This window comes from Corynebacterium minutissimum (assembly GCF_016889765.1).
GTDB lineage: Bacteria > Actinomycetota > Actinomycetes > Mycobacteriales > Mycobacteriaceae > Corynebacterium > Corynebacterium minutissimum_B.
In genome coordinates this window covers 898013-914825 of the sequence record NZ_CP069533.1, presented here as the reverse complement: position 1 = coordinate 914825, position 16813 = coordinate 898013, and the positions used below count along the sequence as shown (strand labels likewise).

The window sequence follows — 16813 nt, the reverse complement described above, 5'->3', positions numbered from 1 at the left end:
AACCATGGCACGCACCCACGGCCGCGGCGGCGCGGGCGCCCGCAAGTCCAACAAGAAGGGCGCTACGAAGGGCTCGGGCGGTCAGCGCCGCAAGGGCCTGGCTGGAAAGGGCCCCACGCCCAAGGCGGAGGACCGTATTTACCACGCCAAGCACAAGGCAAAACTGGAGCGCGAGCGCCGTAACTCGGGCCGCCACCAGAAGGAAACCGCAGAGATGGTCGTGGGCCGCAACCCGGTCATCGAGTGCCTCCACGCCAAGGTGCCGGCCACCTCGCTCTACATTGTGCAGGGCACGCGCAACGATGCCCGCCTGTCGGAGGCCGTGGCCATGTGCAATACCCGCAACATCCCCATTCTTGAGGTGCAGCGCCACGAGATGGACCGCATGACTGGCAACGGTCTGCACCAGGGTATCGGCCTGCAGATTCCGCCCTACAAGTACGCCGAGGTGCATGACCTCATGGATCGCGCGCGCGACGCTCAGGAACCGGGCATGTTCGTCATCCTCGACAACATTACGGATCCCCGTAACCTCGGCGCGGTTATCCGCTCCGTCGCTGCTTTCGGCGGCCACGGCGTCATCATCCCGGAGCGCCGTTCGGCCTCCGTTACCGCGGTGGCTTGGCGCACCTCGGCCGGTACCGCAGCACGCCTGCCTGTCGCGCGCGTGACCAACGTGACCCGCACCGTGCAGGAATTCCAGAAAGCCGGCTACCAGGTCGTTGGCCTGGACGCCGGCGGCGAGCACACGCTCGACACCTACACGGGTGGCAAGGATCCCGTGGTCATCGTCATCGGCTCTGAGGGAAAGGGCATCTCCCGCTTGGTCCGCGAGAACTGTGACGTCATCATGTCCATCCCGATGACCGCGTGGGTCGAATCCTTAAACGCATCCGTTGCTGCGGGTGCAGTGCTTTCGGAGTTTGCTCGGCAGCGTCGCGCTGCGAAGTAACAAGTAATTTGGAAGGCGTCGCGTTGTGTGGCGCCTTTTTGTTTGCCTCCAATGTGTCTGCTGGGCAGCTCCCGCCGTCCTGGTCGCAAATGTCCAGGGCTGGAAACCCAGACCACCTGTTCGCATTTTCACGCGCTTGCCGACGCCCTGCAATCCACCAGAGAGCTGCGGATTGAGGCCTGGATATTTGCGCGGAGTTGATGAATCTGCGAAAGGTAACTTTTGACACTTGAATGCGGTTTAGGGGCAGCGTATATCTTTCAGTATCGCGCGCTATAAGTTCGGATCCTTCTCAAGAAAGGAATGCTTATGAAAGTGAGCATGTCTAAGCGAGCAGTTTCAGTAACTCTCGCAGGTTTGTTGGCGTTGGGTGGTACAGGTGTTGCTGGGGCCACGATTGTAAATATCGATGGCGGCACGTGGGACTACGGTACGGGTAGTGGCCAAGTTTGGTCGCACTACTTTCACAATGGGGTGCGGCACGGTTCAACTGCTGTTGGTACCTTCAAGTCGGATAGCGGTTGCGTCAACAAAAACACTTGGTCACGAGCAACAGCTCCCAAGAAGCCCTCTGGAAATAAGTCCTATTACCGACACTGCTAAGGCTCGATGAAAACTTCAGTCAGACTACTAACCGTAGGGATTTTGCTCTCTACGGTTATTAGCGCATTCATTGCCTTTGTCGGAGCCAGCCTCTTATCGACTCTGGATTATCGGCTTGGCAACGAGTTTGTCCAGATCGAAGACTTCAAACCTGACAGTCACACAGAAACACTGTTTCCTGAGCTTTCTGAATTTGCAGGGGACTCAGGATTTGACGTATCGATTTATTACTCCTCGCTAGCTGATTCGGATGGTGAGCTGCGAATCTACTCCTCGGCTCTGCCTTCAGGTGTAGCTAACTTTGAGTCTCAAAAGTTTCAGAGAGGCGAAAAGCTTGTTTGGTATCCATTGTCGGAAATTCCGACTAAGGAACCGCGCCAAGTTTTTAACATTAAAGGATCGGAAAACGACGCTCGAGACCTAACGACATGGTTGGAGGAGCGCGGGTATTCCGTGATAGGGCTCCAGAACTTGACTTGGAGTTTCGTCATGACTTCGTCGCTGCCTTTGTTGGTCGCGGCTGCTTTTCTACTCGCGCTCGTGTTGGGTGGCGGGCACTGCCTAGTGCGGGCTCGCGAAATCGGCATTCACAGACTTTTGGGGCTAAAGCTATCGCAGACGCTAAGGCTTGATGTAACGCGGCTTGCCAAGCAAACATGGCTACCATTTTTTCTTGCGATCATTTTTATTGCGGCGGCATTGTATCTTTACAACGACTGGGCAGAAGCGACGTTGTTTTGGGCCTTTTTCGGCGTTTCTGTGTTGCTCCAATGGGTCGGTTTGGCGCTGGGCTATGTGCTCGGGCAGTTATTGGTTCGAAATATTTCGATCCCGCAGGCCATCAAAGGCAAGGTTCGGGCGCGTCCAATTACCTACGCACTGTATGCTGTCCGGCTATTGGCACTCTTGACGAGCCTGACGGCACTTTCGCAGGTGGTTGATACCGGTGCTGAGGTGTCCGCGCGAGAGGAATTGCAACCGTATTGGAGCGGACATGCCAATGAGCAAGAGTTTGCCCTGAGCTCGAATATCACTCCGGATGAAAAAGAACAGGCTGCAGCTGCAGCGCCCTTGCGTCAGGCGGACCGCGAAGGAAAGCTACTCTTAGCGGATCCTTTTTGGCTTACCTGGCCGACTCAACTGGAAGCCCCGGTTATTCTCAGCAACCATCGGTTCGCCGTTCAAGCTGGTGTTTCCCCTTCTGAAGAAGACGTAACCGTTTGTGCTCCCGTTGCCCTCAGTGAAGAATCCAAACAGACGATTATTGACTCCGTTGCATTTGAAGCCGAACTCGCGAAGAAGAAAGTTCCAGATTTTAACTGGAAAGAGGATTGTTCGCTTGGGCAAGTCTTTTCCTATGACGTTGAGCTGCGGCCAGTAATTAATGACCCCATTGTGGTCTCGTTACCAGTGGGGCTTGAAGCTATCGGTGACCGGAATTTACTCGCGAAAGCCTCGCAGAAAGTCCTCCTTGCCATCGAGCCAACTGTCGTTGGTGAGCTGAAAGATGGGACGGTGGGCAAGGTGCTTGCCACGGCACAACCGCATGCTGATTCCTGGCGATCGTCCCTTGAGGAAGCCAAAGATCAATTCAGCCTTTGGTCGTTAAATACGGTCGTAGCGATATTACTGGTTTCCTTGTTAATCGTCGCGGGGCTTTTCAGTTTCCAGGTGGCGTTCCGGCGAGAGCTCTATGTTTCCTTCATTTGTGGGCGCAGCCCGTGGAAGATGTGCAGGAAGATTCTGCTGGCCGAGCTATTCTTTTTCGTTACCACCATCGGCTGGGTTTTGTATCGTTTGCGCGAGCATAAGGAACAACTGGAATCGCACTATCCATCAACGTGGTCGATGGGGTTTGAAAACAGGTGGTCCACGGCAACCGTTCTTGCTGTCGTCGCATTTTCGATCGTGTGGATGTGTATTTCAATCGGTTTGACCTTGTGGATTAGTGCGCGAAATCAAATGCGCTGGACAGACAGCGAGGGAAATTAGGATATGGAAATTCAGGTTGAAGACCTTCACTACAGTGTGAAGGGAAAAATGATTCTTTCCGGCCTTACGCGGTCTTTTGCGGCTGGCCGGGTGACTGCATTAACCGGTGTCTCCGGAAGTGGGAAAACCACCCTGTTGAACCTCTTGGGCGGTCTGATCTCGCCGGACAAAGGCTCAATCATGTGGGATGGAAACAACATTGCATCGCTATCGGCAGGTCGACTGCGCAAGTATCGACGCGAATGCGTTGGGTATCTTTTTCAAGATTACGGCTTGGTTCCTGACCTCACCGTTGTCGACAACGTGAAGCTCGCAGCCAGTAACGTTTCGCGCCGTGCTTTCGACGAGGCGCTAGACAGCGCTTTGGCGCAGGTTGGTTTACGCGGCTATGAAAAGCGTGTGGTCAGCGGCTTGTCGGGCGGCGAACAACAACGAGTAGCCTTGGCGAGGATCCTCGTTTCCAAGCCCAAAATCGTATTGGCGGACGAGCCAACCGGTGCGCTTGACGAGGACAATGCTCAGCTGGTTGTTGAACACCTTCGTGCTTTCGCTGACCAAGGCGCCGTTGTCGTCGTCGCGACGCATTCCAAGCATGTAGCCGACCAAGCAGACTGCGAGGTAACGCTTTAGTGTGGCGATTGAAATACTCGGATATGCCGTGTCTGCTCGCTGGCATCCGAGACGATGAGCAACCGATACTCGATGAGCTAAGACGCTACTTCCTCTGGCCCCAGGTTGAATGTGCGTCCACTCAAAGGGAGCTGCTGAATGCATTGTCTCGCTCACAGGAGCAATTGCTGGTGTTGTGCGAGCGCAAAGACTCGGCGACCTGGGTATGGGATATACAAGAGTTAAAGAGCAGCGATTTCATTTACTTGGTGGATTATTCACAGCATTCGCGTGAGAAGCTTCAAAAGGCAATCAATTTGGGCGCGTCTGCATATTGTGTGGTTACCCGGGAAGCTCGCTCCGGCCATGGGGGCCTTAAATTAAGTTGTTGCTTCGATATAAACGGCGTAGTTGTTGGGACAATGTCTGAACCAGATATGCAGCGAAACCTCGAGCGACTATCCGCAATTCAGCTTCGAATTCTAAACGGAATTGTATGTGGGCACTCAAATAATGGCATCGCGGAAGAAACACATCTTTCTGTGCCGATGATCAAGAAAATAGTTTCCCAGCTGCTTGACATCTTTGCTGCAGAGAACAGAGTCCAGTTAGCCATCAAAACCTTACCCGCTATGGGTTGAGCTGCCAATCCTGTTGCAAATTCCCAGGGCAGGAAAACCAGACCTCCTGTTCGCATTTTCACGCGCTTGCCGACGCCCTGCAATCCACCAGAGAGCTGCATTTCCAGGGCTGGGTAGGTGGTGGGGGAGGCGAGCCGCGGGGCTAAAAGCCGAAGAAGTCCTCCACCACCTGGGCTGCGATGAAGCTATCGGTATTCGGGCCCAAGCGCGCGTCGAGCCCGTTGCCCGAGGGGATGACGTGGCCCACGCCTTCCATGGTCCACAGTTCGACGGGGTTGTCACCTTCCCAGGAGTGCAAAGACACATCAGAAAACGGGCGGGTTACCTTGGCCTTAGAGCAACCGTTCATCGTGGCGAAGCGCTGCGCAGTCCACAACGCGGAAGTAACCTCGCCGCGGGAGCTATTCGCGAGGCCAGCTTGGCCGCCTTCATAAGGCGCTAGCGGGTCCGCAGTGCCGTGCATCATGAGAATTGGGGTGGGCTTATAGCCCTCGGGATTAGACGGCGCATGGTTAGCGCCGCTGCCCATCGTCGAGGCGAAGATGCAGGCGCCGTCGAGGAAGCCGGGGGCGTCGAAAAGCAGGCGTATTACCATCTGCCCACCGTTGGAATAACCGCAGGCGTAGGTGCGCTGCGTGCCGTATTCCTCCTGCACGGTGGCGGCGACGTGCTGGAGAAAGGCGACGTCGTCAATGCCAAGCTCACGGGCCTTGACCGGCAGTACCCCGCGGGCGTCGTTGAAGTGCCTATCCACACCGTCGGGGTAGACAACCACCGTGCCCGTGCGGGCGGCGAGCTCATCAAAAGTGCCGTTTGTAAAGCGCCGCATCACGCTGCCATTTTGCAGCGAACCGTGGAGGAAAAGCAGCTGGTTCGGGCCGGGATCTTCCGGCGCGACGACGGTGTATTTACGCTTGAATCCCTGAAATTCCACGATGGTCATGGAACAAAAGTTTAGTCGGGGTGGGCGCAGTGCTCGTCGTGGGTGCTGGTGTGGTGCTTTTCCGAATCGCTGCGGCCCTCGAAGTGAGCTTTGGTGACGCGGGCGGCGGCGATGTCGTCGCGAACCGCGCGGCGGTTGCGTAGCCAGCCGATTAGACGGCAAACCAGGTAAATGACAAAAGAAATAGTGGTCACGAAGACCGACACCGGCAGGCCCGGCGCTAGCGACAGAATAAACCCTCCCACGGCGGAGACCTCCGCGAAGATGGTTGCCCACACCACCGCGCGCAGCGGGGAGGAGGTAATCTGCACTGCCGCCGCGCCCGGCGTGATGAGCAAAGCCATGACGAGCAGCGAGCCGACGATCTGCACCGACTGCGCGGCGGTCAAACCGACGAGAACTGCGAAGACCACGGAGAGGGCTTTCACCGGCACGCCCGCTGCCTGCGCCATGACGGGGTCCGCGGAAGCAAAGAGTAGGGGGCGCCACAGGATGGTGACCGCCGCGACAATGATGGCGGTCGTGGCCGCGAGCAGCCACACCGACGCCGAGGACACGCCGACGATTTGGCCGGTCAGCAGCGTCATCGCCGTGTTGGCATTGCCAGGGTAGAGATGCAGGAACAACACTGAGAGGCCCAGCCCAAAGCTCATGACCACACCGATGGCGCTGTCTTGCTGGCCTTTGAGTCCCAGCACAGCCAGGATGATGGCGGCGACGATGGCACCGGCAATGGCGCCGAAACCGATGTTGAGGCCGAACAACAGCGCTGCGGCGGCACCCATGAGCGCGAGCTCCGAGGTGGCATGCACGGAAAAAGACATCTGGCGCAGCACGATGAGCGAGGTCATTACGCCTGACAGGATGCCCAGGAGTGCGCAGGCGATGAGTGCATCCTGTACGAAATCGACGCCCAGCAAATACTGAGTATCCTCGAGGAACTTAGACAACGATGAGCCTCCCATCGACGTTGAGGACCTTCACGGACGAGCCGTACAGCTCCGAGAGCACCTCCGAGCGCATGACCTCATCCACCGTGCCGAACATGTGCCCGTTGGGCGCGAGGTAGAGCACCTTGTCCACCACACCCAGCACGGGATTGATGCCGTGGGTGACGAAGAGGATGGAGGTGCCGCGCTCGTGACGCCACGCATTGAGCTTCTCGACGGTCGCCTGCTGCCGCCCCGGATCCAGCGACAAGAGTGGTTCGTCGGCGAGGATGAGCTCTGGGTCGTTGGCGAGGGCTTGCGCCTGGCGGACGAGCTGTTGCTGGCCGCCGGAGAGCTGGCCCACGCGCCGATCCGCTATGCCCGTTGCGCCGACTTCCTCCAGCAGTGCGTCGACGCGGTGGTGGGGTGGGCGGCGGCGTCGGAAAGCGCCGTGTGCCAAGGAGAGGGACACGAGGTCGCGGGCGCGCAGCGGGAGGTCAGCGGGGAACATGCGCTGTTGGGGGATGAAACCCACGCGACAATCGACGTCCACCGTGCCCGTCGTGAGCTTCCGCGTTCCCAGGATGGTTCCGAGTAGCGTCGATTTCCCCACACCGTTGGGCCCCAAAACGGCGATGAACTCGCCGCGGTCCACGGCGAGATTCAGCTCCGACCACAGTGGTTCCACTGCGGCATTGTGAAAGGAGACAAGCACTTAAGCGGCCTCGAGAGCGCTGACGGCTTCCTCGTAGTAGTCAAGGAAGTTGGTGTTCTCCGGCGGGGTCTCTCCAATCTCGACGACCGGGATGTCCTTGTCCTCGGCGGCCTGTCGGATGCGCTGGGTCATGTCGGTTTCGGTTTGCGGGTTGAAGATGAGCAGGTCCACCTCGCCGTTGGTGATGGCCTCGAGGAAGCTCGCTAGGTCAGCGGCACTCGGCTCGCCCTCGGCAACGGTGGCCTTGCGGTAGCCCTCCGGGGTGACGTCGGTGCTGTCGGTGTACTTCATGATGTAGTCCGCAATCGGCTCGGTCTGCGCGTAGTTCTTCGTGGGCAGCTTCTCGACGCGCGCCTTAATCTTCTCCACCCTCTTCAGCAGCGGGTTCGCGGTTGCCTTGGCATCCGGGTTGGTCTTGTTGACCATGGCCGCGACCTCGGTGGCGACTTTCTCGATGGCGGCGGCGTCGTACCAGACGTGCTCATTGCCCTCGATATTGGTTATTTTCTCCGGGTGCTCGGCGGCAATCTTCTTGGCCTCGTCCATGCTTACGGTCTCGGCGTCATGGTCATGGCCGTGCTCGTGGGCATGCTCGTCATGAGCGTGGTCGAGGCCCTCTTCGTGTGCGTGCTCGTCATGAGCGTGGTCATGCTCATGTCCGTGGTCATGGTCGCCGTGCTCATGCTCATGCCCGTGGTCATGGTCGTCATGGTCGTGCGAATGTTCAGTGAGGGGCAGGGCGTGGATGATATCGTCCTGGTTCTTCACGGCCTGGTAGAGCCAGGCATCATAGCCACCGCCGCCGGCAATGATGACATCGGCTTCGTTAGCACGGGCGATGTCGGCTGCGGTCGGCTCGAAGTGGTGCGGGTCCACGTCATTGCCGGTGACGATAGCCTTGACATCGATGTTGACGTCGGTCTTCGCGGTATCGACCACTGCTTGCGCCACATCAGCCCAGATCGACGTCGAGGCGACGACGTGGATGGTCTCCTTATCGCTTCCGGCCCCCGCGCCACCGTCGGCGTTGTCGCCACCAGAGGAGCAGGCGGTCAGCGATGCAGCGCCGAGGACGGCGGTGAAAAGGAGAGCGGTGGGTCGGTGCCAAGCATGGCGTGAGAGCGATGTAGTCATGGTCTTCATTCTAACGGTCTAGTGAAAATTGTTGTCAAATGATAATGGGTTGAAAACGGGTAAGGTTACCGGCATGTCCATTCGCAGCACCACGCTGGCCTCGCTCGCCGCCGAACTCGGGGTTTCCCGCACCACGGTGTCCAACGCGTATAACCGCCCTGACCAGCTGGCACCTGCCACCCGTGAGCGCATCCTGGCCGCAGCCGCCGCCCGCGGTTACGTCGGCCCAGACCCCACCGCGCGCAGCCTGCGCACGCGCCGCCAAGGCTCGGTGGGGGTGCTGCTCACTGAGCACCTGTCCTATGCCTTCGAGGACATGGCATCCGTTGACTTCCTTGCCGGCATGGCGGAGGCCTCCGCGGGCGCGAGCACGACGCTGACCCTCATTCCGGCTGGTCCCGATACGGTGGGCGCGTCCGATGACGCTCGCGCAGGCCAACTCGTCGGCTCCGCTGCTGTGGACGGGTTCGTGGTGTATTCCGTGGCTGCGGGTGATGCTTATCTTGAGGCCGTGCGACGGCGCGGGCTGCCGGTCGTGGTCTGTGACCAGCCCACGGATTCTGGCTTGCCCTTCGTGGGTATCGATGACAGGGCTGCCATTGCTCCAGCAGCGCGCGCGCTTATCGACGCCTCCCATACCCACATCGGCATCCTCACCATCCGCCTGCACCGCGAGCGTCTCGACGGTTTCGTATCTCCCGAGCAGCTGGCGGCCGCCGATATGCACGTGCAGCGCTCACGCGTTCTGGGAGCCTTGGACGTCTTTCAGGAAGCTGGTCTTTCTCCGGAGTCGATTCCCGTGGTTACCCGGCACATTAATGATTCCCGCACGGCCTACGCTGCCGCGGAGGAATTGCTCACCGAGCATCCGGAGCTTACTGCAGTGCTGTGCACGACGGACTCAATGGCGCTGGGTGTGCTGGCTTATGCGCGCGACCACGGCATCGCCGTGCCTTCGCAGTTGTCTGTTACCGGCTTCGATGGCATCGCCCCAGCCTTAGCCGTGGGTTTGAGCACCGTCGTGCAGCCCAACAAAGCGAAAGGCGCGGCCGCGGGAAATATGCTCGCCGACCTCATCAGTCGCCCAAGTACCCCGCCGCAGGAGCCGCCCCGCAAGGTGCTGAACACAACGTTCCACGCCGGCCGTACCGTCGGGCCCCCGGCCTAAGAAGCCGAGACACAGGTAAGGGGCACGGCGCGGGCCATTAACGTGGAACGTGTGCCGCGCGGGCGGCCGCGAGCTCTTCCAGAAACTCCGACACCGCAACCACATCCGCGACTCGATGCGTGGCCAAGGTATCTCCCTCGCCCACCTTCACGCCGAGGTCTGGCGGCTGGTTGAGCACTGCGAAACCGTCCTCGTCGGTCGTGTCATCACCTAGAAAGACCATGGCCGTAGCGCCGACGCGCTCGCGCAAGGTCTTAATCCACGTGCCTTTTGTTGCCTGCGTGGCGGAAAACTCCACAACGCACTTGCCGGCAGTCTTGGGGAATCCATCCGCGCTTAAGGCCAATCCCTCCTCATACGCCGCGGCGGCAGCAGCGGGGTTCTGCAACTCTAGAGCGCGCAAGTGCAGCACACGCTGGAAAGGTTTGACCTCCAGCTCCGCGCCGGGATGGCGGGCGATGATCTCCTCAATCTCCGCCTCTTTCTTTGCTAGGTGCGCTTTCATCTCCGGGGTCAGCGGGGATTCCTCCCACGAGGATTCCGCACCATGTGAGCCACCCATGAGGACCGGCTCACGCAGCGGACACACGTGCTTGAGCCCATCGAGGTGGCGGCCCGAGAGCACCGCCACTGTGGTGTCGGGCAGCTGCGCAAGCGACGCAAGGGCGTCGAGAGAGCGCTTCTCCGGCTGGACGGCGTCTGGGCGCGTGGCGAAACCGGCGAGCGTGCCGTCAAAATCGGACACCACCGCGAGGTGCGCGGTTGAGGCAAGAGCATCCATCATGGAGCCCACCCTAGCCCTAAAGCCCTAGTCCTAGAGCGAGGCCATCCGAATAATGGGGGAATCCACCTTGTCTGTGCGCAGCGTCAACACCAGTTGGTTGTTGTGGTTCAGCGCAAAATCAAAGTCATGACCCTGCGCGATGAGGGTGCGCAGCAGCTTGTCCGCCCACAGTACCGACCCCGTACAGTCCTCGTCCGACGGCACCGATTCGTAGTCGACCTTATCCACGTGCATGCCGTCGGCCTCCCAAATCGTGGAGTCCTTGCCTCCCTCGGTAAAAGACACCTCAGCGGTAAACGGCACGCATCCCGTCGAGCCCACCACGGTATGCTCACCGAAGCTCATGTGCGGAACCTGCGCCGTATCCGGCGCGATGGCCGATGGTGCTTCCGGAGTGGTGTACAGGTTCGTAACTTGCCACTGCTTGCCGATGACCCTCTCATCACCCCGCGGAGTAGGTTCCTCCTCAGCGGACCCGCAGGCAGGAAGCGCGGCCAAGCACAGCGCCACGAGCGCCATAGATAATCTGCGCATCACGCCTCCTTCAGTGCGCCGAGGAAGGAATCCGACCACAACGCGATGTCATGTTCACGAACCTGGCGGTTCATTGCCAGCATGTTCTCGCGCATGAGTTCTGGGGACTCATCAAGGGCCCTGACCGCCGAAAGCAGCGCACGTTTGATGGACTCAATATCGAAGGGGTTACACAGGTTCGCCTGCGTCAACTCCACCGCGGCACCAGCAAACTCAGAAAGCACGAGTGCGCCCGAACCATCGCTATGAGAGGCCACGTACTCCTTGGCCACGAGGTTCATACCGTCCTTGAACGGCGTGACCAGCATGATATCCGCCAAGCGGTAGTAGCCGCGCAGCACGTCTTTGGGTACGGAGCGGTGTTGATAGTGCACCACCGGCCGGCCGAGCTGGCTAAAACGCCCGTTAATGCGGCCGACGGCTTCCTCCACCTTGGAGCGTGTGGCGCGGTAGTGGTCAATGCGCTCCCGCGAGGGTGTGGCCAGCTGCACCAGCGTTACCTCTGCTGGGTCCAGCGCGCCTGTTTCGAGCAGCTCCTCAAACGCGGTGAGACGCTGCAAAATACCCTTCGTATAATCCAGGCGGTCCACGCCCAAAATGACGCGCTTCGGATTGCCCAATTCGGCGCGGAGCTGAGCGACGTCCCCCTCATCATCCTCACGTCCGAACTCACCCGCCGCAATGGAAATCGGGAAGGCAGCCACGCCCACGGAATGCCCACTGTTTGTGGTGATGTGGGCGGTGACGTCGCGAGTGCTTACCTCGCCTTCGACTTCAAGGCCCTGGGTGCGGGCGAGTTCGAGGAAGTTGCGGGCGTTGGATTCGAGGTGGAAGCCGATCAGGGAGGCGTCGAGAAGCCCGCGCACTAATTCTTCACGCCATGGCAACTGACGGAAGAGATCAGGGGAGGGGAAAGGAATGTGCAGGAAGAAACCAACGGTGAGGTCTGGGCGCAGCTGACGCACAATCCCCGGCACCAGCTGCAGCTGATAGTCCTGTACCCACACCGTGGCGTTCTCTGCGGCAACGGCAGCGACTTCGTGGGCAAACCGCAAATTGACATCGCGATACGCGTCCCACCAGTCGCGGTTATAGATGGGTGTGACGATGAGATCGTGGTACAGAGGCCACAGCGTGGCATTGGAAAAGCCCTCGTAGAAGGCTTCGTAATCATCCTGGGTTAGGCGCACCGGGTGGAGCAAGACCCCTTTGTCCGTGGTGAAGGGTTCTGGGGCTTCATCGGCCACGCCCGGCCAGCCCACCCAGCAGCCTTGGTGTTTCTCCAAGACCGGGGAGAGCGCGGTGACGAGCCCGCCCGGAGAGGCCTTCCACGTGCGGGTGCCGTCTGGGCTGGTCTCGAGGTCCACCGGCAGGCGGTTGGCCACGACGACGAAGCTAGTGGAGCGCCCGGGCATACTTAGGCCTTCTTAGTGGTCTTCTTGGTGGCCTTTTTCGTTGCCTTCTTCGTGGACTTCTTAGTCGCCTTCTTCGTCGACTTCTTGGTGGCCTTCTTTGTGGACTTCTTCGAGGCCTTCTTGGTCGCCTTCTTCGTGGATTTCTTCGGCGCGGCGTCTTCGTGCTCTGCCAGTACCTTGCTGTGAACCAGGCCCTCTGGTTCGACGCCCAACATCGACATGAGCGTCACGCCGTCCAGGAAATCCTCGGCGTAGGTAGCAACGACGCGGCGCGCGGCGCGGGCGGTCTCTTCCTCGACGGCATGAGTCTGATCAGCGGCAGGCTGAGTGTCTGTGACCTTGGGTGGCACGGAGTCCTCCTGGAATGAAGTGTGAAAGCTTTCAGACCGGCTATTCTACGCTATTGCTCGGCCGGCGGGGTGGTGGGGGCGTCTTTGCCTGGCACCGTGTAGGTGGGGCGCTGCGCAGGAAATTGGGTGGTGGCAGGCCACATATCGGTGACCGCATCGCCCTGCTGGAAGCGAGCCTGCTGCGCCGGGGTCGGTGGCTTCGGACCATACTGCGGTGGCGGAGCCGGCAGGTTGTGACGAGGGGCGAAGGGTGACATAGGCACGCGCGGGATGCGGGCGCGCTGTGCCAGGCGCGTGGCACGGGCGAAGGAGAAGGTGCCCAGGCGCTTGAAGGCGGTGTAGGGGCGGAAGTACTTCGGGCGGCGCAGGCGACGAGCCACGCGTTCACCAAAGACCACGCCAGCTGCTAGCGCGCCGGCGATGGCCATAGCGCTGGCCAGGTTGGTTACGCCGGTGATGATTTGCTCGTTGAGCGTGGCATACATGCCGCGGTACAACGTGAGACCCGGAAGCATGGGCGTGTAGCCCACAATCATCGTGATAAGCGGCGGCATCATGTAGCGGCGGGAGAGCAAACCACCGGCCAGGCCCACGGCCACTGCCGAAATACCCGAGGCCACCACCGTGCCTACACCAAAAGGCACGACGACGGAATAGTAAAAGACCAAACCTGCCGCGGCCGTCAATCCGGAGATGGCGACCTCTGTCCACGACGCACCCAGCGCCAGCGCAAAACCCGCCGAGCCGATTCCACCGCACACCACGAGCAGCGGAATCTGGTGGTAGACGGGCGGCGCCAACGTGGCCAAGGGCGGTAGGCTAAAGCCCAGCCAGCCGGCTATCTGGATACCCAGGCCCACACCGGCGATAATGGCGCCGGTGGACATGAGGGCCTCAAAGAACTTCGCGGAGGACGTCACCGGCGCGCGCGTGATGCCATCCACCAAACACTGCACCAGCGTCAGGCCAGCCACGAGGACGATAATGCCCGAACCAATGATCTGTGAGGGCAGCATCTGGATGCCGAACTGCGCAAACACGTTGTACAAGATCGCCGCCGGAACAACCGCCAAGAGGCCGCCCACGAGGTTCTGATAGAAGGGCGGTAGGCGGTACTGGGCCAAGAACATGTTCGTGCCCATAATGAGCGCCGAGATGAGGAACGTGACCACGCCGACGAGCAGGTCACCGCCCAGCATCACGGCAATGAAACCACCCATAGCGCCCCAGGCGCTCACGATGGTTTTCTTCGAGTACGGGTTCTTCATCGCATCGATATCATCGAGAATCTTTTCCGCCATCGACGGCGGAGTGGCACCCGAATGGATAGAGCGAATGAGGCGGTCTACCGCGGACAACTTGGTGAAGTCCACCGCAATACTCGGCGCGACGCGGAATACGTGCAGGTTACGACGGTTTGTTCCGGTGCCAATCGCGGTGTGAATCGTGATGGTGTTAAGCAGAATCGACACGTGGCAGTAGTGCAGACCATAGGAGGAGGCCACAAGGTGGATCTGCGCCTGGGCATCCGTATTCGCCGTGCCGGCTGCGATGAGAATCTCACCGACGCGCGCGGCAATCTCCATAACACCCGTGACCTGGGCTGGGTCGGTGAGATCAACCGGGGCAAGCGGGGAGGGCGGCGGGGCAGCTTTGGCGGCGTCGATGGTGGCGACGTGCGCCGAGCCATCGCGCAAGCGCTGGCGAAGCGAAGAAAGAACAGACACGGAAAAGTCAGACCTCAACAACATTTCTGGGTTCGGTAAATCAGCACTTTAGTAACTGCCGCCGAATTATGCACCTGCCAGTGCTTTTAGTGTGGCGCGGCGCACGCTCCTGTGCAGCATAGAGACCCCGGCTTTCCGTCTTCGGGGTGGACTCGGGTACGATTCCCCTAGCGGATCATCCGCGGTGCTGGAGTGGCGCAATTGGTAGCGCAACGCACTTGTAATGCGTAGGTTGCGAGTTCAAGTCTCGTCTCCAGCTCATTTTGTTCGGCCGCACGCTATTCGGCGAGGTGGTTGAGGGCGACGTCGATAAGCGCACGGCGCCGGCGTGGCGGCAGGGGGCGTTCGGTGAGGTGATCATGTACCCACAGCCCGTTCGCAATGACCGACGCTAACAGGACGGACTCGTCCGCCGTGGCGGGGTCAGGGAGCCAGCGCTTATCGACGTCCCTCCATACCCCCTGAAAGTCCGGATGCGACTGCGCGTGGATGGACATGAGGAGTTCAATGAGCGGGTCATTCTTGCCCATCGATTCGATGGCCGCGCGGTAGCGCTGACGTTCGGTGAGTTGATCTGCGGTCTTGCCGCCGGAGAGGCGGATGAGTTCCTCTTCCCAGCGCTCCGCGCAGAGCGTATGACAATCAATGAGCAGCTGGTGCCGGGTAGGGAAGTGGTAGATGAGTCCGGACTTGCTCATGCCGGTCGCCGTGGCGAGGGAATCGTAGGTCAGCGCATGTACGCCCTCCTTCTCGATGATCGCGAGCGCCATGTCGAGCGTTTCGATCTTTTTACTGATGCGGGGCATCGGCACCTCCAGATGTCGGGTTAGTGCGGAAACACCATCCGGTTACTGCGGCGAAGATGAGCATCACCACGGCGAGCCCGGCGGCGGTGCTGAGGTAGGCGTGGGTATAGGCGCTGGAGGATACTCCGGCAAGCTCCGGTGTGTACAGCGCCTCCATACCTAGCTCCTGGATGTCTTCAGGGAGGCCGCGCGTGAACAGCAATGGTACGAGCGAGCCCGTCACCGCGATGGACAGCAGCGTACCGAATTCATAGGAGACCTCCTCCACGCCCGCGGCCATACCGGAGTGCGACGCCGGGGCCGCACCGATGATGGCGGTGGAGGATACTGACATGACAAGGCCCGCGCCCACACCGGTGAGGAAGAGCCCCGCCAAGTAGGCAGGGAAGAGTTCGCGGTGCCCGCCCCACACGGTGCAGCCGATGCCTCCCGCCATGAAGAGGAAGCCGCCGGCAATAATCGGCAGGAAACCCCAACGGTGCAGGTTTGCACCACCCAGGGCAGACATGGGCAGTGCTGCCAGCGCGATGATGGAGATGATGAGGCCGGCATGCAAAGGTGAGTACAGGTCGACGAGCTGAAGCTTTTGTGTTGTGGTCATCTCCAGGCCCGCCATGCCAAACATGGCGCCCGCTGCGGCAAGTACACCTCCCGTGAAGATAGGGGAGCGGAAGATATCGAAGGTGAGGAGGGGATCCTCCAGCCTGTCTTGGCGGCGCGTAAACAGAACGGCGCCCACGAGGCAGATAGCGAGCGCGCCGCCGATGAGCATGGCGTTGAGGTGGGAGCTGGCTACAGACTTGATGACGAGAACGAGGGATGCCAACGTCATCAGCGCATACAACGAGGACAAAGCGTCCCAGTGCTTGGCGGGATTCGCCACGTTCGGCGGCGCGAGAAACGCGGTGAGTACAAGCGCGATGATGACGATGGGCACGTTGACTAAAAAGACCGACCCCCACCAGAAGTGCTCCAGCAAGAAGCCGCCCACGGTCGGGCCAGCTGCGGCACCGACGACGGCAATGGAGCCCCAAATGCCAATCGCGGTGTTGCGTTCGATCTCATCCTCGAAGGTCAGGCGGATAAGAGCCAACGTGGCGGGCATCATGATGGAGGCACCAAGCCCCAGAAAGGCGCGGGCGGCGACCAACTCCCACGCGCCGGGCGCGAGTGCTGCTGTCAACGACGCCGCACCGAAAATCCATAGACCAATGACAAACATTCGGCGATGCCCAATTTTGTCGCCCAACGTGCCGGTGCCCAAAAGGAGGCCGGCGAGCATCAGGGCATAGGCGTTGATGATCCACAGCTGCTGCAGGGAGGTGGCGTGGAGTTGTTCGGAAAGCTCCGGTAGTGCGGTGTAGAGAATCGAGTTGTCCAGACCGATCATGAGCAGACCTAAGGACACGACTCCAAAGAAGCTCCAGCGGCGCGTCGCGGAGGCACGGAGGGCGTCGGCAGACGCTGTGTTCTGAGTGTCAGTCATGCTGCGAAACTCTACCGAACGGCCG

Annotated in this window: 17 protein-coding genes and 1 tRNA gene; 7 read left to right on the top strand and 11 right to left on the bottom strand. The window is 60.1% G+C overall.

Translation table 11 applies throughout. The features are described 5' to 3' along the window. Positions 1-4: 4 nt before the first annotated feature. The 5 genes from rlmB to I6J26_RS04240 all read left to right on the top strand — a co-directional run bounded on the left by rlmB (position 5) and on the right by I6J26_RS04240 (position 4797). Entirely contained in the window at positions 5-952 is a 948-nt protein-coding gene (gene rlmB / locus I6J26_RS04260; protein WP_115023583.1) for a 23S rRNA (guanosine(2251)-2'-O)-methyltransferase RlmB, read from the top strand. 303 nt (positions 953-1255) lie between these two features. Continuing rightward, positions 1256-1555 carry a lactococcin 972 family bacteriocin gene (locus I6J26_RS04255; protein ID WP_309473134.1) on the top strand — a complete coding sequence of 100 codons (300 nt, stop codon included), beginning with the start codon at positions 1256-1258 and terminating at the stop codon, positions 1553-1555. A 6-nt stretch (positions 1556-1561) separates the two neighbouring features. Continuing rightward, positions 1562-3547, top strand: a complete 1986-nt coding sequence (locus tag I6J26_RS04250; RefSeq protein WP_115023580.1) for a hypothetical protein — start codon at positions 1562-1564, stop codon at positions 3545-3547. A gap of 3 nt (positions 3548-3550) precedes the next feature. After that, positions 3551-4177 (top strand): heme ABC exporter ATP-binding protein CcmA, encoded by a 627-nt coding sequence (gene ccmA, locus I6J26_RS04245; RefSeq protein WP_042532294.1) that lies wholly within the window; start codon positions 3551-3553, stop codon positions 4175-4177. Positions 4178-4320: 143 nt separating this feature from the next. Continuing rightward, positions 4321-4797, top strand: a complete 477-nt coding sequence (locus I6J26_RS04240; protein WP_147279346.1) for a response regulator transcription factor — start codon at positions 4321-4323, stop codon at positions 4795-4797. A gap of 142 nt (positions 4798-4939) precedes the next feature. Here I6J26_RS04240 and I6J26_RS04235 read toward each other — a convergent pair whose 3' ends face one another. The 4 genes from I6J26_RS04235 to I6J26_RS04220 are packed head-to-tail and all read right to left on the bottom strand — an operon-like array spanning position 4940 to position 8518. Continuing rightward, positions 4940-5740: an alpha/beta hydrolase family esterase gene (locus I6J26_RS04235; protein WP_042532290.1), complete on the bottom strand. Its 801-nt coding sequence runs from the start codon at positions 5738-5740 to the stop codon at positions 4940-4942. Positions 5741-5751: 11 nt separating this feature from the next. After that, positions 5752-6705: a metal ABC transporter permease gene (locus I6J26_RS04230; protein WP_181815400.1), complete on the bottom strand. Its 954-nt coding sequence runs from the start codon at positions 6703-6705 to the stop codon at positions 5752-5754. Then, positions 6683-7384: a metal ABC transporter ATP-binding protein gene (locus I6J26_RS04225; RefSeq protein WP_115023576.1), complete on the bottom strand. Its 702-nt coding sequence runs from the start codon at positions 7382-7384 to the stop codon at positions 6683-6685. The genes I6J26_RS04230 and I6J26_RS04225 overlap by 23 nt, the downstream gene beginning before the upstream one ends. Beyond that, a complete protein-coding gene (locus I6J26_RS04220; protein WP_115023574.1) occupies positions 7385-8518 on the bottom strand; it encodes a metal ABC transporter solute-binding protein, Zn/Mn family in 1134 nt (377 codons plus the stop codon). 73 nt (positions 8519-8591) lie between these two features. Here I6J26_RS04220 and I6J26_RS04215 point away from each other — a divergent pair, with 73 nt between their 5' ends. Beyond that, the gene (locus tag I6J26_RS04215; RefSeq protein WP_115023572.1) at positions 8592-9686 is read left to right on the top strand and encodes a LacI family DNA-binding transcriptional regulator; all 1095 of its coding nucleotides are present in this window, start codon (positions 8592-8594) and stop codon (positions 9684-9686) included. A 37-nt stretch (positions 9687-9723) separates the two neighbouring features. Here the strand turns inward: I6J26_RS04215 and otsB are convergent, their stop codons facing one another. The 5 genes from otsB to thrE are packed head-to-tail and all read right to left on the bottom strand — an operon-like array spanning position 9724 to position 14496. Next, positions 9724-10470 (bottom strand): trehalose-phosphatase, encoded by a 747-nt coding sequence (gene otsB / locus I6J26_RS04210; protein ID WP_115023570.1) that lies wholly within the window; start codon positions 10468-10470, stop codon positions 9724-9726. 30 nt (positions 10471-10500) lie between these two features. Beyond that, the gene (locus I6J26_RS04205) at positions 10501-11004 is read right to left on the bottom strand and encodes a hypothetical protein (RefSeq protein WP_115023568.1); all 504 of its coding nucleotides are present in this window, start codon (positions 11002-11004) and stop codon (positions 10501-10503) included. Beyond that, complete coding sequence (locus I6J26_RS04200; protein WP_115023566.1) at positions 11004-12419, bottom strand: alpha,alpha-trehalose-phosphate synthase (UDP-forming); 1416 nt, start codon at positions 12417-12419, stop codon at positions 11004-11006. The genes I6J26_RS04205 and I6J26_RS04200 overlap by 1 nt, the downstream gene beginning before the upstream one ends. A gap of 2 nt (positions 12420-12421) precedes the next feature. Further along, positions 12422-12769 (bottom strand): hypothetical protein, encoded by a 348-nt coding sequence (locus I6J26_RS04195; protein WP_115023564.1) that lies wholly within the window; start codon positions 12767-12769, stop codon positions 12422-12424. A gap of 50 nt (positions 12770-12819) precedes the next feature. After that, positions 12820-14496 carry a threonine/serine exporter ThrE gene (gene thrE, locus I6J26_RS04190; protein WP_115023562.1) on the bottom strand — a complete coding sequence of 559 codons (1677 nt, stop codon included), beginning with the start codon at positions 14494-14496 and terminating at the stop codon, positions 12820-12822. Between the two features lie 186 nt (positions 14497-14682). Between thrE and I6J26_RS04185 the strand changes: the two genes are divergently transcribed. After that, positions 14683-14755: transfer RNA gene (locus tag I6J26_RS04185), tRNA-Thr, on the top strand. Between the two features lie 19 nt (positions 14756-14774). Here the strand turns inward: I6J26_RS04185 and I6J26_RS04180 are convergent. Both I6J26_RS04180 and I6J26_RS04175 read right to left on the bottom strand, forming a co-directional pair. After that, the gene (locus tag I6J26_RS04180) at positions 14775-15302 is read right to left on the bottom strand and encodes a TetR/AcrR family transcriptional regulator (RefSeq protein ID WP_115023560.1); all 528 of its coding nucleotides are present in this window, start codon (positions 15300-15302) and stop codon (positions 14775-14777) included. After that, positions 15286-16788: an MFS transporter gene (locus I6J26_RS04175; RefSeq protein ID WP_115023558.1), complete on the bottom strand. Its 1503-nt coding sequence runs from the start codon at positions 16786-16788 to the stop codon at positions 15286-15288. Before I6J26_RS04175 ends, I6J26_RS04180 begins: the two co-directional genes overlap by 17 nt. Positions 16789-16813: the final 25 nt, after the last annotated feature.